The sequence below is a fragment of the Pseudomonas sp. BIGb0278 genome, assembly GCF_024809895.1.
In the GTDB taxonomy this organism is placed as follows: Bacteria; Pseudomonadota; Gammaproteobacteria; order Pseudomonadales; family Pseudomonadaceae; genus Aquipseudomonas; species Aquipseudomonas shirazensis.
This window is the reverse complement of the sequence record NZ_JANUEL010000001.1, coordinates 496,718-522,729: the sequence shown is the minus strand read 5'-3', so window position 1 is coordinate 522,729 and position 26,012 is coordinate 496,718. Positions and strand designations below refer to the sequence as shown.

Here is a 26,012-nt window from a genome sequence, read left to right as displayed (position 1 = left end):
AGCCGGGCGTTTTTATTCCCGGACGAAAATTACGTTTTTTCAATAGGTTGAACATGAATTCTGATACTCCACTTCAGCTGCTTGGCGGTTTGACTGCTCGCGAGTTCCTGCGTGACTACTGGCAGAAGAAGCCATTGCTGGTGCGCCAGGCGTTCACCGACTTCGAAAGCCCGATCGACCCTGACGAGCTGGCTGGCCTGGCCCTGGAAGAGGAAGTCGAATCGCGCCTGGTCCTCGAACACGGCGAACGCCCGTGGGAGTTGCGTCGCGGCCCGTTCACCGAGGACGACTTCGCCACCCTGCCAGAGCGCGACTGGACCCTGCTGGTGCAAGCGGTCGACCAGTTCGTGCCAGAAGTGGCCGAACTGCTGGAAAGCTTCCGCTTCCTGCCGAGCTGGCGCATCGACGATGTGATGATCAGCTATGCCGCGCCCGGCGGCAGCGTCGGCCCGCACTTCGACAACTACGACGTGTTCCTGCTGCAGGGCTACGGTACCCGCAACTGGAAAGTCGGCCAGATGTGCGACAGCGACAGCAAGCTGCTCGAGCACGCCGACCTGCGCATCCTGGCTGACTTCGAGCAGACCGACGAGTGGCGCCTGGAGCCGGGTGACATGCTCTACCTGCCACCACGCCTGGCCCACTTCGGCGTTGCCGAAGACAACTGCCTGACCTACTCGGTCGGTTTCCGCGCGCCAAGCGCTGCTGAAGTGCTGACCCACTTCACCGACTTCCTCAGCCAGTTCCTGCCGGACGAAGAGCGCTACAGCGACGCCGACGCCCAGCCGGTCAGCGACCCGCACCAGATCCAGCACGACGCTCTGGACCGCCTCAAGGCCCTGCTGGCCGAGCACATGGGTGACGAGCGCCTGCTGCTGACCTGGTTTGGCCAGTTCATGACCGAGCCACGCTACCCTGAGCAGGTCGCCGGCGAGCCGCTCAAGGAAGAAGAGCTGATCGACAGCCTGGAACAAGGCGCTATTCTTATCCGTAACCCAAGCGCACGCCTGGCCTGGTCGGAGGTCGATGACAATTTGCTGCTGTTCGCCAGCGGCCAGAGCCGTCTGCTTTCGGGCCACCTGCGCGATCTGCTGAAAATGATCTGCGCCGCCGATGCGCTGCACATCGAAAACCTCGGCCAGTGGCTCAAGGATGAAGAAGGTCTGACTCTGGTCTGCCAGCTGGTCGAACAAGGAAGTTTGGGTTTTGCCAATGAATAGAATCAGCGTTCGGCTTGCCGATTGGATCAAGGACAACAGTGACATCCGCCACATCCGCGATGCGGTGTTCGTTGCCGAGCAGCACATTCCGCCTGAGCTGGAATTTGACGCCGAAGACCCCCAGGCCGTGCATTTCCTGGCCCTTGAGGGTGACTACCCGATCGGCACCGCGCGCCTGCTGGCAGACGGCACCATCGGCCGCATCTCGGTACTCAAGGACTGGCGCGGGCTGAAAGTGGGCGACGCGCTGATGCATGCGGTGATCGCCGAAGCCCAGGCTCGCGACCTCAAGCAACAGACCCTGAGCGCCCAGGTGCATGCCACGCCGTTCTATGAGCGGCTGGGTTTCAAGGTGGTCAGCGAGGAGTTCCTCGAGGCCGGCATCCCCCACGTGGAGATGGTGCGCGAGTCCTGCGACCTCTCCTGAGCAACCTCAGGGCCGCTTGAACCGGCCCTGTTTCGCAGCGGGCTGCAATGGCCCGCTGCGTGCTCTGCAACATTGGTTCACCAGCCAGCTGTATATGCATACAGATAAAACTTGCCTGGCGGCGCTTCTTTGTCCATCCTGACGCTCATCGTCTGCCCATGAAGCGTTCTCGGCCATGCGCCTGTTTCTCTGCGAAAAACCCTCCCAGGCCAAAGATATCGCCAAAGTGCTCGGCGCCACCCGCCGCGGTGACGGCTGCTGGCAAGGCACTGACGTGTGCGTGACCTGGTGCATCGGCCACCTGCTCGAAACCGCCCCGCCCGACAGTTACGACGCCCGCTACAAGCGCTGGAGCCTGGACGACCTGCCGATCATCCCGGGCCAGTGGAAAATGCTGGTCAAGCCAAAAACCGCCAGCCAGTTCAAGGCAGTCAAACGCCTGCTTGGCGAAGCGCGCGAACTGGTCATCGCCACCGACGCCGACCGCGAAGGCGAGATGATCGCCCGTGAGCTGGTCGAGCACTGCCGGTACCGCGGCCCGATCCAGCGCCTGTGGCTGTCGGCGCTGGACGATGCCTCGATCCGCAAGGCTCTGGCCAAGCTGCTGCCCGGCAGCGAGACCTTCAGCCTGTACCATTCAGCTCTGGGCCGTTCGCGTGCCGACTGGCTGATCGGCATGAACATGAGTCGGCTGTTCACCCTGCTCGGGCGTCAATCCGGTTATCAAGGCGTGTTGCCCGTCGGCCGTGTGCAAACCCCGACCCTGCGCCTGGTGGTAGACCGCGATCGCAGCATCGCTGACTTCGTGCCAGTTCCGTTCTGGGCCATCGACGTGCAGCTTGAGCATGCCGGCAGCCTGTTCAACGCACAGTGGCGCGCGCCTGAAGACGCCTGCGATGATCAGGCCCGCTGCCTTAACCAGAGCCTGGCCCAGCAAGCCGCCGCCGATATCGCTGCGGCTGGCAGTGCGCAGGTCAGCAAGCTGGTCACCGAGCGCGTGCGCGAAGCCGCACCACTGCCGTTCGATCTGGGCACCCTGCAGGAAATCTGCTCGAAGAAGTTCGGCTACGGCGCCCAGGAAACCCTCGACATCGCCCAGGCCTTGTACGAAACCCACAAACTGATCACCTACCCGCGCAGCGACTGCGGCTTTCTGCCAATGAGCCAGCACGCCGAGGCGCCGGCCATTCTCGCTGCATTGCAGCGCGCCGATGCCAGCCTGGCGCCGCTGCAAGCGCACCTGCAGCCGCAACGCCGCTCGCGCGCCTGGAACGACGCCAAGGTCAGCGCCCACCACGGCATCATCCCCACTGCCGCCGCCAGTGACCCGACGCGCCTGCCGCCCAAATACAAGGCCGTCTACACCCTGATCCGCGCGCGTTACCTGGCGCAATTTCTGCCCAACCATGAATACGACCGCAGCCAGGCTGATTTCGATTGCGCTGGCCACGCCCTGCGCGCCGTCGGCAAGCAGATCGTCGAACCCGGCTGGCGCCGCGCCCTGCCAGAGGCGCTGACGCCGGCCAAGGGCCGTGAAGCGCCGCCGGCGCAGGTGCTGCCAGCTTTGCAGCAAGGCCAGGTCTGCGCAGTGCGCAACGTCCAGCTCAAGGACCTGTGGACCCAGCCGCCGAAGCCTTTCACCGAAGGCGACCTGATCAAGGCGATGAAAAACGTCGCCAAGCTGGTGGATGACCCCAAGCTCAAGCAAAAGCTCAAGGACACCACCGGCATCGGCACCGAGGCCACCCGCGCCAGCATCATCCAGGGCCTGCTCGACCGCGGTTATCTGGTCAAGAACGGCAAGGCCCTGGCCGCCACCCCAGCCGCGTTCAGCCTGATTGACGCCGTCCCACGGGCCATTGCCGACCCGGGCACCACGGCGATCTGGGAGCAGGCTTTGGACATGGTCCAGAGCGGCGAAATGACCCTCGAGGAATTCGTTGCCCGCCAATCGGCCTGGATGGGCAAGCTGGTGGAGCGCTGTAGCGGCATGCGCATGACCATCAGCGGCCCGCTGGTACCCGCCGGTGGTAAGAAGGCGCCCTGGAGCAAGAAGCGCCGCTCGGGCAGCAAGGCCAAAGCGGCCGACGGCAAGCCCAAGGCGGCCAAGCCACGGGTTGCCAGGCGCAAGGCCACTACCTGAGCCACCGACCTGGCCTCAGGTGCCGCTCTTGAGTCGGCTGAAGGCTCGGGTCAGTTCGCGGTTGAATTGCTTGCCATTGTCGTTCTTGCTGTACAACCGCGCGCGCACCTCGGCCGGCGGATAGGTGCCGGGGGCGTTGCGGATCTGCGCATCGACCAGGCTGTCGGCGGCGCTGATCGCATTGGCGTAGTGAATGGTGTCGGTGATCGGCGCGATCACCTCCGGGCGCATCAGGTAATCCATCAAGGCCCAGGCCGCCTGTGGGTGCGGAGCGTCCTTGGGCACCACCAGCGCGTCGAGCCAGATCAACGTGCCCTCCTTGGGGATTCGGTAATCGAGGTTGTAGGTCTTGCCCGCCTGCTGCGCCTGGCCCTGGGCGATAGCCACGTTGCCGTTCCACGACATCGCCACGCAGGTCTCGCCGTTGGCCAGGTCGTTGATGTTGCGATCATTGTCGAAGTAGCGGATGTACGGGCGGATCTTGCGCAGTTGTGCCTCGGCCAGCCTGAGGTCCTCAAGGCGCTGCTGATTGATGTCCAGGCCCATGTAGCGCATCACTGCGGCAAACACTTCGTTGGGGTCATTGAGCAGGCTCACCCCGCAATCGGCAAATTTCGCTACCACCGCCGGGTCGAACAGCATCGCCCAGCTGTCCAGCGGCGCATCGCTCAGGCGTGCGGTCACGGCCTGCTGCTGAAAACCGACCCCGGTGGTGCCCCAGGCGTAGGTCCCGGCATAGCGGTTGCCGGGGTCGAACACGGCCATGTGCTGACGAAACTCCTCGCCCACACCCTGCAGATGGGGCAGCCGGCTTTTATCCAGCGGCTGCAACGCGCCGCTGGCAATGCCCCGGCTCAGGTGCTGACCGGCGCTGAGCACCAGGTCATAGCCGCTGCGCCCGGTCAGCAGTTTGGTTTCGGCGGTTTCCAGCGAATCGAAGTGGTCGGCGACCACGCGGATGCCGGTTTCCTTCTCGAAATTGCTCAGCGTGTCTGGCGCCAAATACTCGCCCCAGATGTACAGGTTGACGGTGGGCTGCGCCGCATCGGCGGCGTGCCCCGCCGCCGCGCTGCCGGCAAGCGCCAACCCAAGTGCCAGCACAGAGGCTTTCATCAGCGAGGTCCTCCGGCGTATTGCGGCATGGTGATGCAGGCAACGTTGCCGCCGCCGAGCAGAATCTCGCGCGAGTTTTCGATGCCGATGATGCGCTTGCCCGGGAACAGCTCTGCCAGGGTCGCCTGGGCCACACTGTCATTGCGGTCGCCGAACAACGGCACGACGATGGCCGAGTTGCCGGCGTAGTAGTTGATGTAAGACGCACAGATCCGCGTGCCGGCTTCGCGCACATGCGTGCCGTCGACCTGATCCAGCCCGGCGGCTTCGGCAGCGGTCCACTGCAGCACATCGGGTTGGGGCAGCTTGTGCACCTTGAGCTCACGGCCGCGGCTGTCGCGGGTGCTGCGCAGGATGTCGTAGGCTTCCTGGTAGATCTCCCACTGCGGGTCATCGCGGTTGTCGGTCCATTGCAGCACCACCTCGCCGGGCCGTACAAAGCAGGCCAGGTCGTCGACATGGCCGTCGGTTTCATCGAACTTGCAGCCACGTGGCAGCCAGATCACCTGCTCGGCACCAAGGTAATCCTGCAGGCGCCGGGTCACTTCTGCTTTGCCCAGATGAGCGTTGCGATTGCGGTTGAGCAGGCATTGCTCGGTGGTCAGCAGGCTGCCTTGGCCGTCACTCTGGATGCCGCCGAGTTCTGCGATCAACGGCGCACGGTAGCGGTCCAGGTTTTCGATCTCGAGGACCTTGCGAGCGATCTGGTCGTCCTTGTCCCATGGGTAGTAGAGGCCACCGTCGAGGCCGCCATAGGCGTTGAATTCGAAGTCGACGCCGCGTACCTCGCCGCTGTCATCGTTGACCACGAAGCACGGTCCGCTGTCGCGAAACCAGGTGTCATTGCAAGTCATCTCCACTACCCGCACCGCCTCCGGTAGCAAGCGTCGAGCATTGGCGTATTGCGCGGCGGAGGCACACACAGTGACCGGCTCGCTGCTAGCAATCGCCTTGACGATCTCGACCCACACCTGCTGCGCCGGCTTGGCGCCATTGCGCCACACGTCCGGCCGCTCCGGCCAACCGAGCCAGCAGCCGGCCTTGGCTTCGAACTCGCCGGGCAAGCGGAAACCATCGGCCTTGGGGGTAGTGCTGAGCGAACGTGCCATGGGTCAACCTCGTCGTGACTGAGTGGGATGAGCCGAAGCTACGCCGCCAGCGGGCGCACATCCAACGATGAAAACTCAGCGATTGGTGAATTGAATTCACGGTTCGCTGATCTGTTCGATGAACCAGTCAACGAAGTCGCCCACTGCGCCGCGCTCCAGGCGCAAGCGTTCGCAGACCAGCGCGTACTGCCCCTGCGCGGTCACACTGGCACTGAACGGGCGCACCAGTCGGCCACTTTGCAGGTCGGCCTGGCAGGTCAGGTTGTCGCCCATGGCTACGCCCTGGCCGAGCAGCGCCGCCTCCAGCGCCAACGCCGCATGGGGGAAGTACAGCTGGCGGTTGGGCTGGCCGTCTTCGGCGTGGGTGGCCAGCCACGAGGTCCAGGTCTTGCCGTCCTGGTCGTCGTGCAACAGACAGTGGCGCAACAGGTCGCGCGGGCGCTTCATGGCGCTCTGGTTGAACAGGCCGGGGCTGCACACTGGAAAGAACTGCAGCAGCGGCAACGGCCGCACGAAGTGCGTGCTGGCGTCCAGCGCGCTGGTGCCGTAGGTGATCGCCAGGTCAACGTCCAGCGCTGGCGCCCCGGCATTGATCGGCTGTTCGAGTAGATGCAGGGTGATGTGCGGGTAGCGGCTGCTGAAGTCAGCCAGGCGATTGATCAGCCATTTTTGCGCCAGCTCTGCCGTAACCGCAACCCGCAGCACTGCCTGCGAAGCCGGGTCACGCAGCTCGTCACAGGCCTTGCCGATCAACTCGAAGGCCTGTTGCAACTGCTGCAGCAGGCGCTCGGCTTCAGCACTCGGGCGCACCTGGCGGCCGACCCGCTCGAACAACGCCACGCCCAGTTGCGCTTCTAACTGGCGAATCTGGTGGCTGACTGCGCTGTCGGTGACGCACAGCTCGGCGGCGGCCCGGCCGAAATGGCCATGGCGAGCGGCGCACTCGAACGTGCGCAAGGCGGTCAGCGAGGGCAGACGGCGCATGGTTGAAGTCCTGACAGGCGGCTGATGGGCATCGCCAGCATCAGCCAGGCGTTGCAATAAATACAAGCTTGCTGGCGAAACCAGCACCAGCTGCTAGATTTTTCAGGCTGAATCACAGCGCCGTCTAGAGCTCGCAATGACCCCCACTACCCTGCTGGACGAAGTCCGCGCGTTTCGCAGCCAACACCCCGAAGTGCGCTATGTCGACCTGATCAGCCTGGACATCCCCGGGCATTTCTACGGTAAACGCTACCCCATCGACATGCTCGAAAAGCTCGCCGCCGGCAGCCCGCTGAAGCTGCCGCAGAACTGCGTGCTGCTCGGTGCCCAGGGTGGCTTGTTCCCGATTGGCGATTACTGCTTCAACGATGGCGACCCGGATGCACTGCGCCGGCTGATCCCCGGCACGCTCAAGCCGGTCAGCTGGGAAAAGCAGCCACTGGGGCAGATGCTGATCAGCTCCGACGGCACCGATGCGCCCATAGAGTTCGAGCCGCGCGAGGTCCTCGCCCGGGTGCTGCAGCGTCTGCAGGCGCGGGGCATTCGCCCGGTGGTTGCATTCGAGCTGGAGTTTTACCTGTTCGACCGCGCGCTGCAGGACGGCCTGCCGCAGTTTCCCCGCGACCCGGTCAGTGGCGATCGCGATGACCAGCCCAACCTGCATATCGAGCGGTTGTCGCGCTTCTGCGAAGTGCTGCACGACATGGTCGAAACCGCCAACGCCCAAGGCGTCGATGCCAACGTCATCACCGCAGAACTCGGCCCGGGTCAGTTCGAGATCAACTTCGGCCACTGCGACGACGGCCTGCGCGCCGCCGACTGGGCCGCCCTGTTCTGCCGCAGCAGCCGCGGTGTGGCGCGCAAGCACGGCCTGCGCGCCAGCTTCATGAGCAAGCCCTACCTGCAGGCACCCGGCAGTGGCATGCACGTGCATGTCAGCCTTTACGACAGCAGCGGCAACAATGTGCTCGCCGCCGACCAGCAGCGGCCGTTGCGCCATGCCGTGGCCGGCTGCCTGGCGCTGCTGCCGCAGTGCATGCCGATCTTTGCCGGCAACCACAATGCGTTTCGCCGCTATGGTGCCATGGTCAACGCCGCCAGCCGCGCCAGCTGGGGCTTTGAAGATCGTGACGCGTGCATTCGCATCCCCGAGTCGGACTCACGCAACCTGCGCATCGAGCACCGCCTGGCCGGCGCCGACGCCAATCCGTACCTGGTGCTGGCGGCAATCCTCTGTGGCATGGAGCAAGGCCTGGCGGCCCGACAAGAGCCGATTGCCCCGCTCAATGATGATCGCACCAGCGGCATCGACTTTCCCAAGGACATGCTTAGCGCGGTGGCCGCGATGCAAGCGCATCCTGCGGTCAGTGCCGGGCTCGGTGAGGAGTTTGTGAAGGTGTACTGCGAAAACAAACGCCAGGACCACCTGGCCTTCATGAATGAAGTCAGCGCACGCGAGTATCACTGGTTCTTGTAGCGGGCGGCAAAACCGCCTCGATACTGGCCACACCCGACGCTGGCGTTTACCATGGCAGCCTTTGCCGCGGCCTTTTGCCGCGCACTGCCGCTAAGCCCGAATCCTCATGCCTTTCGAACTCTCCGTTGAACCGCTGACGCTGCTGATCCTGACACTGGTTGCCTTTGTTGCCGGCTTTATCGACGCCATTGCCGGCGGCGGTGGTCTGTTGACTACCCCTGCGCTACTGACCGCGGGCATGCCGCCGCATCTGGTGCTGGGCACCAACAAACTCAGCTCGACCTTCGGCTCGGCCACCGCCGGCTTCACCTACTACCGGCGCAAGCTGTTCCACCCGGCGCAGTGGCGTCCGGCGCTGTTCGGCACGCTGGTAGGTGCCCTGCTCGGCGCGGTGATCGCCCATTACCTGCCGGCGGAGTGGCTGAACAAGATGCTGCCGGTGGTGGTGTTTGCCTGTGGCATCTACCTGTTGTTCGGTGGCACGCCAAAGGCGCCGCTGGACGCCGATGCGCCGATCAAGAAAACCTGGCAGTTGCCTCAGGGCTTCACCCTGGGCTTCTACGATGGCGTCGCCGGGCCAGGCACCGGTGCGTTCTGGACAGTCAGCACGCTGCTGCTGTATCCGATCGATCTGGTCCGCGCCAGTGGTGTGGCGCGGAGCATGAACTTCGTCAGCAACGCGGCGGCGCTGACGGTGTTCATCGCCTCTGGTCAGGTCGACTATATCGTGGGCCTGGCCATGGGCCTGGCGGTGATGGTCGGGGCGTTCTTTGGCGCACGCACGGCAATCAGCGGCGGCAGCAAGTTCATCCGCCCGGTATTCATCACCGTGGTCCTGGCGCTGACCGTGCGCCTAGCCTGGCAGCACTGGTTCGGCCAGGCCTAAGCGGCGCGCCACATACAGATCGATCAAGTGCCGGGCAATCGAACGCCCGGCCGGCAGTGGCGGCAGGGCATGCACGTTGAACCACTGTGCATCCTCGATCTCGTCCGGCTGCATGACGATCTCGCCACCGGCGTACTCGGCGTGAAAACCGAGCATCATCGAGTGCGGGAACGGCCAGCACTGGCTGCCGACGTACTGGATGTTCTTCACCTCTACCGCCACCTCTTCACGCACTTCACGCACCAGGCAGTCCTCAGCCGACTCGCCGGGCTCGGCAAACCCGGCCAGGGTGCTGTACACGCCAGTGACAAAGCGCGGTGAGCGCGCCAGCAGAATCTCGTCGCCGCGGGTGACCAGCACGATCATGCTGGGCGAAATGCGCGGATAGCTGCGCAGGTCGCAGCGGGCACAGTGCATGGCCCGCTCCCAGTGGATCTGGGTCATGGCCTGGCCGCAGCTGCCGCAAAAGCGATGCTCACGCGCCCAGGTGCCGATCTGCGCCGCGTAGCCAAGCAGCTTGTAGATATCGAAGTCGCCTTCGAGCATGAACTGGCGCAGGCCACGCCAACCGCAACCGCTCACATCAGCAGTGCTGCGCAGCTCCAGCAGGAACACCGGCTCACCGTCGAAGTGACCGATGCCGTGCTCGCAGAGGATGTCCAGGTCCTGGCGCTTGAGCCATTCACGCGGGAACAGCACGCCGTTATCGTCCAGCAGAAACCCGTCCGGGCCGCGGGCCACGGCCAACCCTCCGGCGACATTGGGGTCGAGTACTGCGCTAGTCCAGCGTGCTGACATGGTGGGCTTTCCTTCAAGCGCGTCCACCGCCTCGGTCAGTCGGCGAACGTCGGTTTCTGTTTGCTCATGTGAGCCGCGACGGCGACCCGCAAGTCTTCGGACTGCAGCATGGCGGCGTTCCAGGTCGCAATGTACTCAAGGCCATCGGCGATACTGTGCTCGCGCATGTAATTGAGCATCTGCTTGCTGCCGGCCACGGCAATGGGGGATTTTCCCGCAATTTCACGGGCAATGGCAAAGACTCCGTCGAGCAGCGCCGTGTGATCGGGGTAAACCCGGTTGACCAGGCCGATCTGGTGAGCCTCCTGCGCCTCGACATGGCGCCCGGTGTAGGCCATTTCGCGCATCACGCCATCAGCGATGATCCGCGGCAGGCGCTGCAGGGTGCCGACGTCGGCGGCCATGCCCATGTCGATTTCCTTGATCGAGAACTGCGCGTCGCTGCTGCAATAACGCATGTCACAGGCCGAGATCAGGTCGATGGCGCCGCCCAGGCAGTAGCCCTGGATTGCTGCCAGCACCGGTTTGCGGCAGTTGTCGACGGCGGTGAACGACGCCTGCATGTTGAGGATGGTCTTGCGTAGCAAGCGCGCATTGCGGCCGACGTCCTTGCCCAGCTGGTTGGCCAGCGAGGCCAGCATCATCAAGTCGATGCCGGACGAGAAGTGCTTGCCGGCGCCGCTGATGACCACTGCGCGGACCGCATCGGTGTCATCGATCCACTGGAAGATCTCGATGATTTCCTGCCAGAACGCCGCGTTCATCGCGTTGATTTTTTCCGGGCGGTTGATCTGCACGTGAGCGATGTTTTCGGTCAGTTCGACTGTGAACGCGGTGTAGTCGGTCATCGGCGGAAATCCTGTGGCTAAGGTGGTCAGCGCAGGACTATAGCGCACCTGCTGGTCATCCGCTTGAGGTCTGCTGGATTCTGAATACTGCGCCTGGTTTGAGGACGTCCAGGGCTGCTTTGCAGCCCTTTCGCGACACAAGGCCGCTCCTACAGTTGCGCATTGAGCGTGCTTTGCGGCACCGTGCGCGACTGCAGAATCATAAGGATACAAATTCATGGAACGCTCCCTGCCGGGCACCCTCGCCCATTCGTTTCTTGGCCAGGCGCCGCGCTGGTACAAGGCAGTAATCTGCCTGTTCCTGTTGCTCAACCCGCTGGTGCTGGCCACTCTAGGCCCGGTAGCGACAGGCTGGCTGCTGGTGATCCAGTTCATCTTCACCTTGGGCATGGCACTCAAGTGCTACCCGCTGATGCCAGGCGGGCTGCTGCTGATCGAGGCGCTGTTGCTCAAGCTGACCACTGCCCAGGCGCTGTACGACGAACTACTGCACAACTTCCCGGTGATTCTGCTGCTGATGTTCATGGTCGCCGGCATTCACTTCATGAAGGAACTGCTGCTGTTCCTGTTTTCGAAGATCCTGCTCGGGGTGCACAGCAAGACCGTGCTGGCGCTGCTGTTCTGCGTACTGTCGGCGTTCCTCTCGGCGTTTCTCGATGCACTGACGGTGACGGCAGTGATCATCAGTGCCGCAGTCGGCTTTTATGCGGTTTATCACCGGGTCGCTTCCGGTGCCAATCCGCGTGAAGACACGGAGCTGGGCAGCGACCAGCAGGTCGCCCAGCTGCACCGCGAAGACCTTGACCAGTTCCGCACCTTTCTGCGTAGCCTGCTCATGCACGGCGCTGTCGGCACTGCGCTGGGCGGCGTCTGCACGCTGGTCGGCGAGCCGCAGAACCTGCTGATCGGGCATGAGCTGGGGTGGCACTTCGCTGACTTCTTCTTCAAGGTCGCGCCGGTATCGTTGCCGGTGCTGGGTGCCGGCCTGCTGACCTGCGTCGTGCTGGAAAAGCTACGCCTGTTCGGCTACGGCACCCTGATGCCGACGCGCGTGCGCCAGGTGCTGGCCGCCCACGCGGCCGAGGACGATGCCGCACGCACGCCGGCCCAGCGCCTGGCACTGTGGGTGCAAGGGCTGGCGGCGCTGCTGTTGATTGTCTGCCTGGGCCTGCACATTGCCGAAGTCGGCTTGATCGGCCTGATGGTGATCGTGCTGATCACGGCCTTCACCGGTATCACCGATGAGCACCGTCTGGGCCGTGCCTTCCAGGACGCCATGCCATTCACCGCGCTACTGGTGGTGTTTTTTGCGGTAGTGGCGGTGATCCACCAGCAGCAGCTGTTCAGCCCGTTGATCGCAGCGGTGTTGGCCCTGCCGCCCGAGCAACAACCGGGCATGCTCTATCTGGCCAACGGCTTGCTCTCGGCAATCAGCGATAACGTGTTCGTTGCCACCATCTACATCACCGAAGTGAAGCAGGCGTTCATCGACGGACGCATGAGCCGCGAGCACTTCGAGACCCTGGCGGTGGCGATCAATACCGGCACCAACCTGCCCAGCGTGGCCACGCCCAATGGCCAGGCAGCGTTTCTGTTTCTGCTGACCTCGGCGATCGCGCCGCTGGTGCGCCTGTCGTACGGGCGCATGGTGTGGATGGCGCTGCCCTACACCGTGGTCATGGGCGGCCTGGGCTGGTATGCGGTGACCTACTGGTTGTAACCGGCAGTGTTCAGGCGCTCTGCCGCCGCATGGCCAGGATCGCAGCGCCAAAGCCGATGAAGGTAGTGCCCACCACCCGGCTGACCCAGCGAGCAAACTGCGGCCGGGTCAGCACGCCTTTGGCCCGTGCTGCGAGGCTGGCGTAGACCGCCAGCGACAGCAGCGACAACGCCATGAAGATCGCGGTCAGGATCAAGAACTGCGGCAGCAATGCCGCGCCCTGATCGATGAACTGCGGAAACAAGGCGGTGAAAAACATGGTCGCCTTGGGGTTGGTGGCTGCGGTCAGAAACGCCGACTTGTATAGTTTCAGCCGCGTCGGCCTGAGCACCTTCAGCGGTGCTGCGCCCGCCTCCGCCAGCATCGGATTCTTCTTCAGCAGCTGCTTGCCGCCGAGATAGAACAGGTAGGCTGCACCGAGAATCTTCACCGCGTTGAACAGCACTTCCGAGCTGGCCAGCAGCGCGCCCAAGCCGAGCATCGCCGCAGCCGACAGGCAGAACAGCCCGCTGACATTGCCCAGCGATGACCAGATCGCCGAACGTGCGCCGTACAGAATACTGTTGTTGATCGCCATCAACGAGGCCGGCCCTGGGCTGGCAATGGCGATCGCGGCGACCAGGGTGTAGGCAAGTAGCGAGTGGCTGTCCATGGCGTGTAACCCGATAAGCAAGTGAGGTGCTGCAGCGCTCGGCTGTGCACAAGAGGCTCCGATGCTAAAGCACTCACTCACCCCGCATAAGTTACAGATGACCCTGAATCAGGCCATACAGAGCCCTCGCAGCGTTCAAGCAATCTGCTCGCCCTTGGGCAGTGCGCGCTGCAGATCCTGCGCCGAGGGCTGCCCAGGATGCAGCGTCACCGGCACCGACTTGGCCGCCGGCACTTTGCTCCGTTCGGCGTGATGCCACAGCGGGATCAATGCGTTGCACTCGGGGTAATACGCCGCCGCGCAACCTGCGGGGATGTCGTAGGCGATGATCTGCATCGGCCCGACTTCGCGGCGCACGTCAGGCTCGACGGCGGTGCGCAGATTGACCCAGTCGCCCGGGGCAAAACCCAGCCGAGTGACGTCGCTGTGGTTCATGAACACCACGCTGCGAGTGCCATGCACGCCGCGAAAGCGGTCATCGTAGCCATAGATGGTGGTGTTGAACTGATCGTTGCTGCGCAGCGTCATCAACTGCAGTACATCACGCCGCTCAGGGCTGACGGACACGTCATCATCCTCATCCAGGCGCCCGGCCGTGACGAACTGCGCCTTGCCCGATTCGGTGTGCCACTGGCGCTCGCAGGCCGGCAGCGGTCGATGGAAACCACCGCGCTGCCACATGCGGGTTTCCATGTCGTGGAAGATCTGCGGATACACCGCTGCGATCGCCTCGCGTACCAGCGCGTAGTCACGGCGCCAGGCGTCCCAGGGGATGTTCGCCTGCCCCGCGGTCAGGGTCGCTTCGGCCAGCCCGGCAATGATCGCTACTTCGGCGCGCAGGTGCTCGCTGGCCGGCTCCGCGGTGCCGCGCCAGCCATGCAGGCAGCCGGTACTGTCTTCGGTGCTGTAGCTTTGCGCCACACCGTCCTGGCGGTCGATCTCGATACGCCCCAGACACGGCAGCAACCAGCCATCGCGCCCCGGCAGCAAGTGGGTGCGGTTGAGCTTGGTGGCGACCTGCACGTTCAACTGAAGGTTGGCCCAGGCCGGCTCCATTCGCGAGGTGTCCGGGATAGCCCGGAGGAAGTTACCGCCCAGACCGATGAAGGCTTTCACCGATCCTGCCAGGATGCCCTCACAGGTATCCACGGTAGCCAGCCCCATCTGCTCGGGCACCTTGAAGGCGAACAGCGCTTCAATCTTGTCCACCGGCACTTTGGCCGGGTCTTCGGTGATCCCGACCGTGCGCTGGCCCTGCACGTTGGAATGGCCACGCACCGGGCAGACACCGGCGCCGGGCTTGCCGATATTGCCGCGTAGCAGCAACAGGTTGACCAGCATCTGCACGTTGGCCACGCCATGACGATGCTGGGTCATGCCCATGCCGAACACCAGCATCACCCGCTCACTACGGGCATATACCGTGGCGGCGGCTTCCATCGCCGCGCGGGCCAGCCCCGAGCGCTGCTCGAGCGTAGCCCAGCTGTAGCTGTCGACCTGTTCGACAAAGCTGGCAAATCCCTCGGTATGTTCGGCGATGAAGGCATGATCGAGCACCGCCGGCCGGCCCTCGACATGTGCCACGCGGTCCATCTCCAGCAGCGTCTTGCTGATGCCAAGCACCGCCGCCAGATCGCCGCCGATGGCCACTTGATGATACTGGCTGCTGATCACCGTAGAGTCTGGGCCAAGCATCTCGCGCGGTGACTGCGGGTTGACGAAGCGCTCCAGGCCGCGCTCGCGCAGCGGGTTGAAGGTGATGATCGGCACCCCGCGCCTGCGCGCGTGCTGTAGGGGGTGAAGCATGCGTGGGCTGTTGCTGCCGACGTTCTGGCCGAAGAAGAAGATGCAGTCGGTCTGCTCGAAGTCCTCCAGGGTAACGGTGCCGACCGGCACGCCAATGCTCTCCTGCAAGCCAACCGAGGTGCTCTCGTGGCACATGTTGGAGCTGTCCGGCAGGTTGTTGCTGCCGTAGGCACGGGCAAACAGCTGGTACATGAACGAGGCTTCCAGCGAAGCCCGCCCCGAGGCATAGAACACCACTTGCTCGGGCGACAGCCTGCGCAAGGTCTGGCCGATTTCACGGTAGGCCTGCTCCCAGCTCACCGGCAGATAGCGATCACTGGCACGGTCATAGCGCAGCGGCTCGGTCAGGCGCCCATGCTGTTCAAGGTCGTGGTCACTCCAGCTGCGCAATTCGCTGAGGGTATGCCGTGCGAAGAACTCAGGTTTGGTGCGTAACGAAGTCAGCTCCCAGGCGGTAGCCTTGGCGCCGTTTTCACAGAACTCCAGCGCATGCGGATTACCCGGTTTGGCCCAGGCGCAACTGACGCAGGCAAAGCCGTCCGGTTTGTTCTGCTTGAACAGCGCCTTGGGTGACTTGGCCAAGGCCTGCTCACGCCAGAGGATGGTCATCACTGAGTGCGCCGACCCCCAACCTCCCGCCGCCGAGTGATAGGGCTTGAAGCGGGCGTGCGGATGAATAAGCGACGACATGGCGTGCCTCGGTTGGCTGGATCAGAGGATTTGTCTAGATATTACGAGGCGAGACTGAGGGCTAAAGTTCAGGGCGGTTGCGGCGGGTCGACGCCAACGGTCGATCCGGCTACTGTGGGCGGCCGAGTTCCCTCACGCAAAGGATTGAAGCTGTGATCACCTGCCACCTGAAATACGTTATCGACCCCTATCAGATACCTGCATTCGAGGCCTACGCGCGGCTATGGATCGGCTTGGTCAATCGCATGGGCGGCACCCATCACGGTTATCTGCTGCCCGCCGAGGGCGCGAGCAATATCGCTTACTGCCAGTTCAGCTTCCCCAGCCTTGCCGCCTACGAGCAGTACCGCAAGGACTCGGAGAGCGACCCTGAGTGCCAGGCCGCATTTGCCCTGGCAACCGAACAGCGCTTTATCCTCAGCTACGAGCGCAGCTTCATGCGCCCCGTGTTCGAGTAAGTGCATCAGGGCAGCGTCTGCTGCCCCTTGCACATGTGCCCCGCTAGGCCGCCAGGCGCCCGCTGGCAATCGCTTCCGAGGCCGCCAGCATCGCGCGCAACAACACCGCGCAACCAGCGCCCAGATCTTCCGGCGTGGCGTTCTCGATTTCGTTGTGGCTGATGCCGTTTTCGCACGGCACAAAGATCATCCCGGCCGGCCCCAGCTCAGCGAGAAAGATCGCGTCATGCCCGGCCCCGCTGACGATATCCATGTGCGACAGCCCCAGCGCACCTGCAGCACTGCGGACGGCCGCGACACAGGTCTTGTCGAAGTACAGCGCAGGGAAATCCGCAGTCGGCGTCAGCTCGAAACTCAGACCATGTTTGGCACAGGTCGCCTCGATCACCGCTTGCACTTCAGCGATCATCGCTTGCAACCGATCGGCTTCAAGGTGACGGAAATCCAGGGTCATGCGTACTTCGCCGGGGATCACGTTGCGTGAGCCGGGATACGCCTGCAGACAGCCGACCGTACCGCAGGCATGCGGTTGATGGCTGTGCGCGGTGCGGTTGACCGCTTCGACCACCGCCGCCGCGCCGACCAGAGCGTCCTTGCGCAGGTGCATCGGCGTCGGCCCGGCATGCGCCTCGACCCCGCGCAGGGTCAGGTCGAACCACTTCTGGCCAAGCGCGCCGAGCACCACGCCAATGGTCTTGGCCTGATCCTCAAGGATCGGCCCCTGCTCGATATGCGCCTCGAAATACGCGCCCACCGGATGGCCGAGCACCGCGCGCGTGCCGGCGTAGCCGATCCCGTTCAACGCCTCGCCGACGCTGACGCCTTGCGCATCGGTCTTGGCCAGCGTCTCTTCCAGGGTGAACTTGCCGGCGAACACCCCGGAACCCATCATGCACGGCGCAAAGCGGGAGCCTTCTTCGTTGGTCCACACCACCACTTCCAGCGGTGCTTCGGTTTCCACGCCGAGGTCGTTCAGGGTGCGGATCACCTCCAGCCCGGCCATGACACCGAAGCAGCCGTCGAACTTGCCGCCAGTGGGTTGAGTGTCGATATGGCTGCCGGTCATCACCGGCGCCAGCGCAGGATTACGCCCGGGCCGGCGGGCAAAGATATTGCCGACCGCATCGATGCTGACGCTGCAGCCAGCGGCCTCGCACCACTGCACGAACAGATCGCGCGCCTGGCGGTCGAGGTCGGTCAGGGCCAGCCGACAGACGCCGCCCTTGGCCGTGGCACCGAGGCGCGCCAATTCCATCAATGATTGCCACAAGCGCTGGCTGTCGACGTGGCTGTGGCTGGATTGCAGGACATCCTTGGCAGGGGTCATGGGCATATCTCCTCAGGCAAATGAGTGGCTGCGTGGTTGTGCGTGCGGCTTCATGGCAACGGCTTGGCCAGGCGCACCGGGCTGCGTGTGGCCAGCGGGCCGAGCACGTAGTACAGCGCCGCACCCAGCAGCGAACCGGTGAACCAGCCATAGTCGTAGAACCAGCTGAAGCTGCTGTTGCCGATCGACATCACCGTCAGCGCCACCGGCAGGGCGAAGGCGACGAAACCGGCCCAGTTCCAGGCTGGATAGACGTCATCGCGGTACAGCCCGGCCAGGTCCAGTTGCTGGCGGCGGATCAGGAAGTAGTCCACCACCATGATCCCGGCGATCGGCCCGAGCAGGCTCGAATAGCCCAGCAGCCAGTTGGAGTACACGCTCTCAAGGCTCAGGTCGGAGACGATCCAGCCCAGTTTCTTCAGCAACTCGTGGCCCATCAGCAGCAGGCCGATGACACCGGTCAGCAGCACTGCGCGGGTGCGCCCGATCAGGCGCGGGGCGATGTTCTGAAAGTCGTTGGTCGGCGAGACGATGTTGGCCGCAGTATTGGTCGACAAGGTGGCAATCACGATCAAGGCCATGGCCAGCGCGACCCAGCCTGGGCTCTGGATGCGGCCGATCAGGCTGACCGGGTCGGATATGGTTTCCCCGACCAGCGACGCCGAGGCCGCGGTCAGCACCACGCCCAGTGAAGCGAACAGGAACATGGTCAGCGGCAGGCCGAAAATCTGCCCGAGAATCTGGTCTTTCTGGCTCCTGGCGTAGCGGCTGAAGTCGGGGATGTTCAGCGACAACGTCGCCCAGAAGCCGACCATCGCCGTCAGCCCGGCGCAGAAGTAACTGACCACGCTGGCGCCTTCCGGGCGTTTTGGCGGCTGCGCCAGCAGTTCGGTCATCGACATATGCGGCAAGGCCCAGAACAGCAGGCCAAAACCGACCGCCACCAGCAGCGGCGCCGAGAGCGTCTCCAGCCACTTGATCGACTCCGCCCCGCGCAGCACTACCCACAGGTTGAGCACCCAGAAGATCATGAAGCCGATCACCTCACCGGTGCCGGCCAGGGCCTTCCAGCCATCGAAGATCGAGCTGAGAAACAGGTGGATGGCCAGGCCGCCGAACATGGTCTGGATACCAAACCAGCCACAGGCCACCACCGCCCGGATCAGGCACGGCACGTTCGAGCCGATGATGCCGAATGACGAACGCAGCAGCACCGGGAACGGGATGCCGTACTTGGTGCCGGGGAAGGCATTCAGGGTCAGTGGGATCAACACGATCAGGTTGGCCAGCAGGATCGCCAGCAGCGCCTCGCCCACACTCAGGCCGAAATACGCCGTGAGCACACCGCCCAGGGTGTAGGTCGGCACGCAGATGGACATGCCCACCCACAGCGCGGTGATGTGCCACTTGTTCCAGGTGCGCTGGTGCACCTTGGTCGGTGCCATGTCGTGGTTGTAGCGCGGGCTGTCGAGGACGTCGGAGCCTTCGGACAATTCGCACAAGCCGTCCTTTTCGATCACTTGCGATCTGCTCTGTTGCATGGGGCCTTCTCCAGGTTTTTCTAATTGTTTGCTCATCGGGCTAATGCGATGGCCGGAGTACCACCAGCAGTACTGCACCTGCGGCCCGGCCTGGCTGCGGGCGCACTCAATAAACGTGCCGAGTCGGCCAAGGGCTGTCTCGCGTGCCGCCGCCGGCCGCAGGTAACGTGCTGTTGTGCAAAGCATTCAAGTCATTGTTCGGTGTTGCCCTCGGTGGCGGCGGCCGGTGAACGTCAAAGCCGATTCACGGCAGCGGGTTTCAAACTGGTGCAGGCAATTTATTTTCACTTTGGCGTGCCTGTGTATCGCCGGATTTAAACATCTGATTTCGCATGAGAAATCTTGACCAAATTGGCATCTTGTCAAGTGCGTCAAAATGGTGAGGTGCCTCACCATTTTGGTGAATTTTGATTTTTATCCTTATAAATCAGACAGTTAATAACGATATATGCTTATAAAAATATTTCTTGAACAATAGTAGATCAACAACTAGATTTCATTCTTGTCAGGCCTGACAGGATTGAAAATATCCTCCAGCTACTGGCAGCACGATAATTTCAAGAACCGGCCTAGACCGGTCAGCCTGCGAGGAAGACGGCATGTCCCTGATGATCCGTGGTGCCACCGTGGTCACCCACGAAGAGAGCTACCCCGCCGATGTCCTGTGTGTCGATGGCCGTATTCAGGCCATTGGACAAAACCTCGATGTACCCGCCGGCTGCGAGATCCTCGATGGCAGTGGCCAGTACCTGATGCCTGGTGGCATCGACCCGCACACCCATATGCAATTGCCGTTCATGGGCACCGTGGCCAGCGATGACTTTTTCACCGGCACCGCTGCAGGCCTGGCCGGTGGCACCACCTCGATCATCGACTTCGTCATCCCCAACCCGCAGCAGTCGCTGCTCGAGGCTTTTCATACCTGGCGCGGCTGGGCCGAGAAGTCGGCCAGTGACTATGGCTTTCATGTCGCCATCACCTGGTGGAGCGAACAGGTTGCCGAAGAGATGGGCGAGCTGGTGGCCAAGCATGGGGTCAACAGCTTCAAACACTTCATGGCTTACAAGAACGCGATCATGGCAGCCGACGACACCCTGGTCGCCAGCTTCGAGCGCTGCCTGCAACTGGGCGCGGTGCCGACCGTGCATGCCGAAAACGGCGAGCTGGTCTATCACCTTCAGCAAAAGCTGCTGGCCCAGGGCATGACCGGCCCTGAGGCACACCCGCTGTCACGCCCGCCGCAGGTTGAAGGCGAAGCCGCCAGCCGTGCCATCCGCATCGCCGAGACGCTGGGTACGCCGGTGTATCTGGTGCACGTCTCGACCCGCGAAGCACTCGACGAAATCACCTACGCCCGGGCCAAGGGCCAGCCGGTCTACGGCGAAGTGCTGCCCGGCCACCTGCTGATCGACGACAGCGTCTATCGCCACCCGGACTGGTCCACAGCCGCCGGCTATGTGATGAGCCCGCCGTTCCGCCCGCGCGAGCACCAGGAGGCGCTGTGGCGCGGCTTGCAATCGGGCAACCTGCACACCACTGCAACCGATCACTGCTGCTTCTGCGCCGACCAGAAGGGCGCCGGGCGCAATGACTTCAGTCGCATCCCCAATGGCACCGCCGGCATCGAAGACCGCTTGGCCGTGCTCTGGGACGCCGGCGTAAACAGTGGCCGGTTGTCGATGCACGAGTTTGTTGCGCTGACCTCGACCAACACCGCGAAGATCTTCAACCTGTTCCCGCGCAAGGGCGCGATTCGCGTCGGCGCCGATGCCGACCTGGTGCTGTGGGACCCGCAAGGCACACGGACGATTTCGGCCAAGACCCACCATCAACGGGTCGACTTCAATATCTTCGAAGGCCGCACCGTGCGCGGTATCCCTAGCCACACCATCAGCCAAGGCCGACTGGTCTGGGCTGACGGTGACCTGCGCGCCGAAGCCGGCGCCGGGCGCTACCTGGAACGGCCCGCCTACCCCTCGGTATTCGAAGTGCTCAGCCGCCGCGCCGAGCACCAGCGCCCCACGCCCGTCGAGCGCTGATTCAGCCTGCAAGGCGCACCGGCCCGGGAGAGGCCGGGCGCAGCCGTATTGCTGTTGTCTGCCATCAACCCAGACCGGCCAGGCGAGTAACCGCCGCCTGTACCGACAAAAAAAAGAGAGAGGCTCCAACCGTGATCGATGCCCTGAAGCACTTGCCGCGCCCGCGTGCCGGCGCCGAACAACTGGCCGATAACTTCGGCGATCTCGCCCCACCCCTCACCGCCCGCCAGGCTGCCGTGGAAAGCGCCCGCTGCCTGTACTGCTTCGATGCACCGTGCATCAACGCGTGCCCCAGCGATATCGACATCCCGTCGTTCATCCACCGAATCAGCGACGATAACCTGCAGGGTGCCGCCGAGAAGATCCTCTCGGCGAACATCCTCGGCGGCAGCTGCGCGCGGGTCTGTCCGACCGAGATCCTCTGCCAGCAAGCCTGCGTGCGCAACAACGCCCAGGAATGCGCACCGGTCCTGATCGGCTTGCTGCAACGCTACGCAGTAGACAATGCCAATTTCAGTGAACACCCGTTCAAGCGCTCACCTGCCAGCGGCAAGCGCATTGCCGTGGTCGGCGCCGGCCCTGCCGGGCTGTCGTGCGCGCACCGGCTGGCCATGCACGGGCATGACGTGGTGGTCTACGAAGCACAAGAGAAGGCCGGTGGCCTCAATGAATACGGCATCGCCCGCTACAAGCTGGTGGACGACTACGCCCAGCGCGAGGTTGATTTCTTGCTCGGCATCGGCGGCATCGAGATTCGCCATGGCCAGCGCCTGGGCGCCAACCTCAGCCTCACCGAGCTGCATCAGCAATACGATTCGGTGTTCCTCGGAGTGGGCCTGAATGCTGTGCGCCAGCTGGGTCTGGCGGACGAAGAGGCGCCAGGCCTGCTTGCAGCCACCGAGTACATCCGCGAGCTGCGCCAGGCTGATGATCTCAGCCAACTGCCGCTGGCAGAGCGCTGCCTGGTGATCGGCGCGGGCAACACGGCGATCGATATGGCCGTGCAGATGAGCCGCCTCGGCGCTCGCGACGTCAACCTGGTATATCGCCGCGGCCATGCCGACATGGGCGCCACCGAGCATGAACAGGATATCGCCAAGGCCAACCAGGTCCGCTTGCACACCTGGGCGCGCCCCGATGCGGTGTTGCTGGATGACATGGGTCGCGTGCGTGGCATGCGCTTCATACGTACCGAGATGGCCGACGGTCGCCTGCGCGACACCGGCGAAAGCTTCGAACTGGCAGCCGATGCCATCTTCAAGGCCATCGGCCAACGCTTCGACGACACCAGCCTGAGCGACCCACTGGCGGCGCAACTGGCGCGCGACGGCGAGCGCATTCGCGTCGACCAGTGCCTGCGCACCAGCCTACCCGGCGTGTATGCCGGCGGTGACTGCACGGCGCTCGGCCAGGACCTCACCGTACAGGCAGTGCAACACGGCAAACTGGCCGCTGAAGCCATCCATGCCCAACTCATGCTCAATGTGGAGGCCGCATAAATGGCCGATCTGTCCATCGTATTCGCTGGCATCAAGGCGCCCAACCCGTTTTGGCTGGCCTCCGCACCACCCACCGACAAGGCCTACAACGTGGTCCGCGCGTTCGAGGCTGGCTGGGGCGGTGTAGTCTGGAAAACCCTCGGCGAAGACCCGGCCGCAGTCAACGTGTCATCGCGCTACTCGGCGCACTTCGGCGCCAACCGGCTGGTGCAGGGCATCAACAATATCGAACTGATCACCGACCGTTCCCTGGAGATCAACCTGCGCGAGATCACCCAGGTGAAGAAGGACTGGCCGGATCGCGCGCTGATCGTGTCGCTGATGGTGCCCTGTGAAGAGGAGTCGTGGAAGTTCATCCTGCCGCTGGTCGAAGCCACCGGTGCCGACGGCATCGAGCTTAACTTCGGCTGCCCCCACGGCATGCCCGAGCGCGGCATGGGCGCGGCCGTCGGCCAGGTGCCCGAATACGTCGAGATGGTCACCCGCTGGTGCAAGACCTACTGCTCGCTGCCGGTGATCGTCAAGCTGACGCCGAACATCACCGACATCCGCCAGTCGGCGCGCGCGGCCCATCGCGGAGGCGCCGATGCGGTGTCGCTGATCAACACCATCAACTCGATCACCAGCGTTGATCTGGACCGCATGGTCGCCCACCCTATCGTTGGCGATCAGAGCACCCACGGCGGCTATTGCGGCTCGGCGGTCAAGCCGATCGCGCTGAACATGGTTGCGGAAATTGCCCGCGATCCGCAGACCCGCGGCTTGCCGATCTGCGGCATCGGTGGCATTGGCAACTGGCGTGATGCTGCCGAGTTCATCGCCCTGGGCAGTGGCGCAGTACAGGTGTGCACGGCGGCGATGCTGCATGGTTTTCGGATTGTCGAGGACATGCAGGACGGCTTGTCGCGCTGGATGGATCAGCATGGCCATCAAAGCCTGGAAGCGTTCCGCGGTCAGGCGGTGGCGCACACGACTGACTGGAAGTACCTGGACATCAACTATCAGGTCATCGCCAAGATCGATCAGGATGCCTGCATCGGTTGTGGCCGCTGCCATATTGCCTGCGAAGACACCTCGCACCAGGCCATCGACAGCACGGTCAAGGCGGATGGCACGCACATCTACAGCGTGATCGATCAGGAGTGTGTGGGCTGTAACCTGTGCCAGATCACCTGCCCGGTCGAGAACTGTATCGAGATGGTCCCGCAGGACACCGGCAAGCCGTATCTGAACTGGACCCAGGACCCGCGCAACCCCTACCGCGAAGCCAGCTGAGGGCTGAACAGCGGCTATACAGTGCGCCGGGCTCAAGCCCGGCGCAGCTGTTTCAGGGCTCCAGGCCAATCCCGCGCAGGATCACCCCGGTTACGGTCTGGATGGCGCGCTCAAAGGCCATGTCCGACAGCGGCTCACCACCGTTGAGCAACGTCACCTGATAGCCGAAGTCGGCGTAGTGCTGGGTGGCGGCCCAGATCATGTACAGCAAGGCAGACGGCTCGACCGGCAGAATCTGCCCTTCTTCGACCCAGCGACGGATCTTGTTCTCCTTCAACTGCGCCCACGGCACCAGGCTTTCGTCCAGACTGGTGCCGAGCAGCGGCGCGCCGTGAAGCATCTCTTCAGCCCAGATCTTTGAGCCCAGCGAGCGCGAGCGCGAGTGGCTCATCTTGGCCCGGATGTAACTGGTCAGCACCACCCGCGGGTCGTCGAAACGCTCGAAGCACAGGGCGTCCTGCTTCCAAACCTCGAGCAGGTCCTGCAGCACGGCGCGGTACAGGTCGTCTTTGGTGTTGAAGTAGTAATGCAGGTTGGACCGCGGCAGCTCGGCCTGCTCGGCGATATCGCCCATCGACGTCGCGCCGAAGCCCTTCTCGGCGAAAACCTTTTCGGCAGCGTGCAGAATCTTTTCGACGTTACGGCGGCGGATCTCGATCTTGTGGTTGGCCATGGCCTGTCCAAAACGACTGAAACCCGTCAAGGCTAACAGTTTTGCCGGCGTTACTCACTCGGCAAGCGGCGCCCTGCGCTGCAGGCGTTGCAGCAGGCAACGGCCAGCTGCAAGCGCCCAGACCAACAGCGCGATCACGCTGACGCTGAACAGCATGCCCGAGACGCCGCTCTGGCTGATCAGCTTGCCAGCGAAGAACGGGAAGCCGAATACGCCGATGAAATACGCCAGGCTGAACAGCAGCAACGCCTGCGCGGTCAGGTGCGGCGGCGCTTCATTGGCTGCCAGGCCATTGATCACCGAGTAATTCAGGCCGTAGCCGATGCCCAGCACGCCGGCAGCCAGCACATAGCTGAAGCTGTCATGAACCCAGCTGGCAAAGCCCAGCACGGCGATCAGCATGAGTGTGGTCAAGGCCAGCGAGGCCGGCAGCGGACTGCGTTTGACCACCCAACCGGCGATCAACAACCGGCAGGTGATGGCGGCGCCCATGAAACCGATGAAAAACAGCGAATAGTCCAGACCAAGACTGGCCGCGTAACTGGTCTGGAAACTGCCCATGCCGCCAAAGATCGCCCCACCCAGGCCGACCATCACGATCGACAACGCCGAGCGCGAGCGCAGCACCTCGGCCGCTGAGCGCAGGCTGATCTGTACCGGCTCGCTGGGGCGCTGCTGGGCGATGGCAGTGGCCGCGCCCAAGCGCCAGAAGTAGCCACCGCCCAGCGCTGCGGTCAACGCGGCAGTGATGAACGCGGCCTGCACCGGCAGCCCCGCCAGCGCCGCCAACTTGCCCGCCAACGGGCCGCTGCCGATGCCGGCCAGCATGCTCCCGGACAACAGCGCAAAGCAGTGCGTGCGCCGCGCCGGCGCGACCATCGCCGTGACCATGATCGGCCCCACGGTGTAGAACACGCCCCAGCCGATGCCAAGCAGTGCACCGCAGGCCATCAGCATCAGGCCCAGTCCCGGCGCCGTGGCGAAGCCCAGTGACGCGAGCACAAGGCACAGTGCGCCCAGCGCAATACAGCGGGCCGCGCCCAAGCGCTGCAGCACGTGGCCGGATACCAGCACCGCGATCAGAGTACTGACCATGGCCACCGCGAATACCTGACCAGCATCGTGCTCGTTACCGCCGAACGAGCGCACCAGCAGCGACAGCAGAAAGGTCGCGCCATAGGCAATCGAGAGCAGGAAGCTGGCAAAGCAAAAGGCGCCGAATCGAGGGGTGGCGGGTGAGTTCATCGGCGCGATCCGTGGGCGACTGGGAGTTGCTTTCTAACACGGCCGGAGGCTGCCTTAGGCATGCCAATGCCGGAGTTGAGTT

21 protein-coding genes are annotated in these 26,012 nt (G+C 63.7%); 10 read left to right on the top strand and 11 right to left on the bottom strand.

The window, feature by feature from the left end; translation table 11 throughout:
• Positions 1–53 precede the first annotated feature (53 nt).
• The 3 genes from M2396_RS02325 (at position 54) to M2396_RS02315 (ending at position 3,790) form a co-directional block, all read left to right on the top strand.
• Positions 54–1,220, top strand: coding sequence for a cupin domain-containing protein (locus M2396_RS02325; RefSeq protein ID WP_150569895.1), 1,167 nt, complete (start codon positions 54–56; stop codon positions 1,218–1,220).
• Entirely contained in the window at positions 1,213–1,647 is a 435-nt protein-coding gene (locus M2396_RS02320) for a GNAT family N-acetyltransferase (RefSeq protein WP_101320856.1), read from the top strand. Before M2396_RS02325 ends, M2396_RS02320 begins: the two co-directional genes overlap by 8 nt.
• Positions 1,648–1,822: 175 nt before the next feature.
• The gene (locus M2396_RS02315) at positions 1,823–3,790 is read left to right on the top strand and encodes a DNA topoisomerase III (RefSeq protein WP_259072572.1); all 1,968 of its coding nucleotides are present in this window, start codon (positions 1,823–1,825) and stop codon (positions 3,788–3,790) included.
• 15 nt (positions 3,791–3,805) lie between these two features.
• On the opposite strand, the gene M2396_RS02310 is transcribed toward M2396_RS02315, so the two are convergent.
• The 3 genes from M2396_RS02310 to M2396_RS02300 all read right to left on the bottom strand — a co-directional run bounded on the left by M2396_RS02310 (position 3,806) and on the right by M2396_RS02300 (position 6,996).
• Entirely contained in the window at positions 3,806–4,903 is a 1,098-nt protein-coding gene (locus M2396_RS02310; protein ID WP_259072570.1) for an extracellular solute-binding protein, read from the bottom strand.
• Positions 4,903–6,012 (bottom strand): agmatine deiminase, encoded by a 1,110-nt coding sequence (gene aguA, locus M2396_RS02305; protein WP_188036308.1) that lies wholly within the window; start codon positions 6,010–6,012, stop codon positions 4,903–4,905. Before aguA ends, M2396_RS02310 begins: the two co-directional genes overlap by 1 nt.
• A 96-nt stretch (positions 6,013–6,108) precedes the next feature.
• The gene (locus tag M2396_RS02300; protein WP_101320864.1) at positions 6,109–6,996 is read right to left on the bottom strand and encodes a LysR substrate-binding domain-containing protein; all 888 of its coding nucleotides are present in this window, start codon (positions 6,994–6,996) and stop codon (positions 6,109–6,111) included.
• Positions 6,997–7,132: 136 nt separating this feature from the next.
• On the opposite strand from M2396_RS02300, the gene M2396_RS02295 reads away from it, so the two are divergent.
• Positions 7,133–8,473: a glutamine synthetase family protein gene (locus M2396_RS02295; RefSeq protein WP_188036310.1), complete on the top strand. Its 1,341-nt coding sequence runs from the start codon at positions 7,133–7,135 to the stop codon at positions 8,471–8,473.
• 106 nt (positions 8,474–8,579) lie between these two features.
• Complete coding sequence (locus M2396_RS02290; RefSeq protein ID WP_101320867.1) at positions 8,580–9,359, top strand: TSUP family transporter; 780 nt, start codon at positions 8,580–8,582, stop codon at positions 9,357–9,359.
• On the opposite strand, the gene nudC is transcribed toward M2396_RS02290, so the two are convergent.
• Positions 9,327–10,157 carry an NAD(+) diphosphatase gene (gene nudC / locus M2396_RS02285; RefSeq protein ID WP_150569890.1) on the bottom strand — a complete coding sequence of 277 codons (831 nt, stop codon included), beginning with the start codon at positions 10,155–10,157 and terminating at the stop codon, positions 9,327–9,329. The genes M2396_RS02290 and nudC overlap by 33 nt on opposite strands.
• A 35-nt stretch (positions 10,158–10,192) precedes the next feature.
• Positions 10,193–11,005, bottom strand: a complete 813-nt coding sequence (locus M2396_RS02280) for a crotonase/enoyl-CoA hydratase family protein (RefSeq protein ID WP_259072568.1) — start codon at positions 11,003–11,005, stop codon at positions 10,193–10,195.
• Between the two features lie 217 nt (positions 11,006–11,222).
• Between M2396_RS02280 and nhaB the strand changes: the two genes are divergently transcribed.
• Entirely contained in the window at positions 11,223–12,725 is a 1,503-nt protein-coding gene (gene nhaB / locus M2396_RS02275; RefSeq protein ID WP_181087532.1) for a sodium/proton antiporter NhaB, read from the top strand.
• Between the two features lie 10 nt (positions 12,726–12,735).
• Here nhaB and M2396_RS02270 read toward each other — a convergent pair whose 3' ends face one another.
• Both M2396_RS02270 and M2396_RS02265 read right to left on the bottom strand, forming a co-directional pair.
• Positions 12,736–13,377, bottom strand: a complete 642-nt coding sequence (locus tag M2396_RS02270) for a LysE family translocator (RefSeq protein ID WP_259072565.1) — start codon at positions 13,375–13,377, stop codon at positions 12,736–12,738.
• 135 nt (positions 13,378–13,512) lie between these two features.
• Positions 13,513–15,873 (bottom strand): FdhF/YdeP family oxidoreductase, encoded by a 2,361-nt coding sequence (locus tag M2396_RS02265; RefSeq protein WP_220634005.1) that lies wholly within the window; start codon positions 15,871–15,873, stop codon positions 13,513–13,515.
• Between the two features lie 152 nt (positions 15,874–16,025).
• Between M2396_RS02265 and M2396_RS02260 the strand changes: the two genes are divergently transcribed.
• Positions 16,026–16,331, top strand: a complete 306-nt coding sequence (locus M2396_RS02260; protein ID WP_101320879.1) for an NIPSNAP family protein — start codon at positions 16,026–16,028, stop codon at positions 16,329–16,331.
• Positions 16,332–16,374: 43 nt separating this feature from the next.
• On the opposite strand, the gene M2396_RS02255 is transcribed toward M2396_RS02260, so the two are convergent.
• Positions 16,375–17,658: a Zn-dependent hydrolase gene (locus M2396_RS02255; RefSeq protein WP_101320881.1), complete on the bottom strand. Its 1,284-nt coding sequence runs from the start codon at positions 17,656–17,658 to the stop codon at positions 16,375–16,377.
• A 50-nt stretch (positions 17,659–17,708) separates the two neighbouring features.
• Positions 17,709–19,199, bottom strand: coding sequence for an NCS1 family nucleobase:cation symporter-1 (locus tag M2396_RS02250; protein ID WP_259072560.1), 1,491 nt, complete (start codon positions 19,197–19,199; stop codon positions 17,709–17,711).
• 599 nt (positions 19,200–19,798) lie between these two features.
• Here M2396_RS02250 and hydA point away from each other — a divergent pair.
• The 3 genes from hydA (at position 19,799) to preA (ending at position 24,012) form a co-directional block, all read left to right on the top strand.
• Entirely contained in the window at positions 19,799–21,238 is a 1,440-nt protein-coding gene (hydA, locus tag M2396_RS02245) for a dihydropyrimidinase (protein ID WP_259072559.1), read from the top strand.
• 131 nt (positions 21,239–21,369) lie between these two features.
• Positions 21,370–22,737, top strand: coding sequence for an NAD(P)-dependent oxidoreductase (locus tag M2396_RS02240; protein ID WP_188036316.1), 1,368 nt, complete (start codon positions 21,370–21,372; stop codon positions 22,735–22,737).
• The gene (preA, locus tag M2396_RS02235; RefSeq protein ID WP_101320890.1) at positions 22,738–24,012 is read left to right on the top strand and encodes an NAD-dependent dihydropyrimidine dehydrogenase subunit PreA; all 1,275 of its coding nucleotides are present in this window, start codon (positions 22,738–22,740) and stop codon (positions 24,010–24,012) included.
• A gap of 52 nt (positions 24,013–24,064) precedes the next feature.
• On the opposite strand, the gene M2396_RS02230 is transcribed toward preA, so the two are convergent.
• Both M2396_RS02230 and M2396_RS02225 read right to left on the bottom strand, forming a co-directional pair.
• Positions 24,065–24,685, bottom strand: coding sequence for a TetR/AcrR family transcriptional regulator (locus tag M2396_RS02230; RefSeq protein WP_101320893.1), 621 nt, complete (start codon positions 24,683–24,685; stop codon positions 24,065–24,067).
• A 54-nt stretch (positions 24,686–24,739) separates the two neighbouring features.
• On the bottom strand, positions 24,740–25,930 hold the full coding sequence (locus M2396_RS02225; protein WP_259072556.1) for an MFS transporter: 1,191 nt from the start codon (positions 25,928–25,930) through the stop codon (positions 24,740–24,742).
• Between the last annotated feature and the right edge of the window lie 82 nt (positions 25,931–26,012).

Coding starts and splice junctions, on each gene's coding strand:
- M2396_RS02300 (WP_101320864.1), bottom strand. CDS start 6,996: ATGCGCCGTCTGCCCTCGCTGACCGCCTTGCGCACGTTCGAGTGCGCC.
- hydA (WP_259072559.1), top strand. CDS start 19,799: ATGTCCCTGATGATCCGTGGTGCCACCGTGGTCACCCACGAAGAGAGC.
- M2396_RS02250 (WP_259072560.1), bottom strand. CDS start 19,199: ATGCAACAGAGCAGATCGCAAGTGATCGAAAAGGACGGCTTGTGCGAA.
- aguA (WP_188036308.1), bottom strand. CDS start 6,012: ATGGCACGTTCGCTCAGCACTACCCCCAAGGCCGATGGTTTCCGCTTG.
- nudC (WP_150569890.1), bottom strand. CDS start 10,157: ATGTCAGCACGCTGGACTAGCGCAGTACTCGACCCCAATGTCGCCGGA.
- M2396_RS02325 (WP_150569895.1), top strand. CDS start 54: ATGAATTCTGATACTCCACTTCAGCTGCTTGGCGGTTTGACTGCTCGC.
- nhaB (WP_181087532.1), top strand. CDS start 11,223: ATGGAACGCTCCCTGCCGGGCACCCTCGCCCATTCGTTTCTTGGCCAG.
- M2396_RS02295 (WP_188036310.1), top strand. CDS start 7,133: ATGACCCCCACTACCCTGCTGGACGAAGTCCGCGCGTTTCGCAGCCAA.
- M2396_RS02280 (WP_259072568.1), bottom strand. CDS start 11,005: ATGACCGACTACACCGCGTTCACAGTCGAACTGACCGAAAACATCGCT.
- M2396_RS02265 (WP_220634005.1), bottom strand. CDS start 15,873: ATGTCGTCGCTTATTCATCCGCACGCCCGCTTCAAGCCCTATCACTCG.
- preA (WP_101320890.1), top strand. CDS start 22,738: ATGGCCGATCTGTCCATCGTATTCGCTGGCATCAAGGCGCCCAACCCG.
- M2396_RS02315 (WP_259072572.1), top strand. CDS start 1,823: ATGCGCCTGTTTCTCTGCGAAAAACCCTCCCAGGCCAAAGATATCGCC.
- M2396_RS02225 (WP_259072556.1), bottom strand. CDS start 25,930: ATGAACTCACCCGCCACCCCTCGATTCGGCGCCTTTTGCTTTGCCAGC.
- M2396_RS02290 (WP_101320867.1), top strand. CDS start 8,580: ATGCCTTTCGAACTCTCCGTTGAACCGCTGACGCTGCTGATCCTGACA.
- M2396_RS02320 (WP_101320856.1), top strand. CDS start 1,213: ATGAATAGAATCAGCGTTCGGCTTGCCGATTGGATCAAGGACAACAGT.
- M2396_RS02310 (WP_259072570.1), bottom strand. CDS start 4,903: ATGAAAGCCTCTGTGCTGGCACTTGGGTTGGCGCTTGCCGGCAGCGCG.
- M2396_RS02230 (WP_101320893.1), bottom strand. CDS start 24,685: ATGGCCAACCACAAGATCGAGATCCGCCGCCGTAACGTCGAAAAGATT.
- M2396_RS02270 (WP_259072565.1), bottom strand. CDS start 13,377: ATGGACAGCCACTCGCTACTTGCCTACACCCTGGTCGCCGCGATCGCC.
- M2396_RS02255 (WP_101320881.1), bottom strand. CDS start 17,658: ATGACCCCTGCCAAGGATGTCCTGCAATCCAGCCACAGCCACGTCGAC.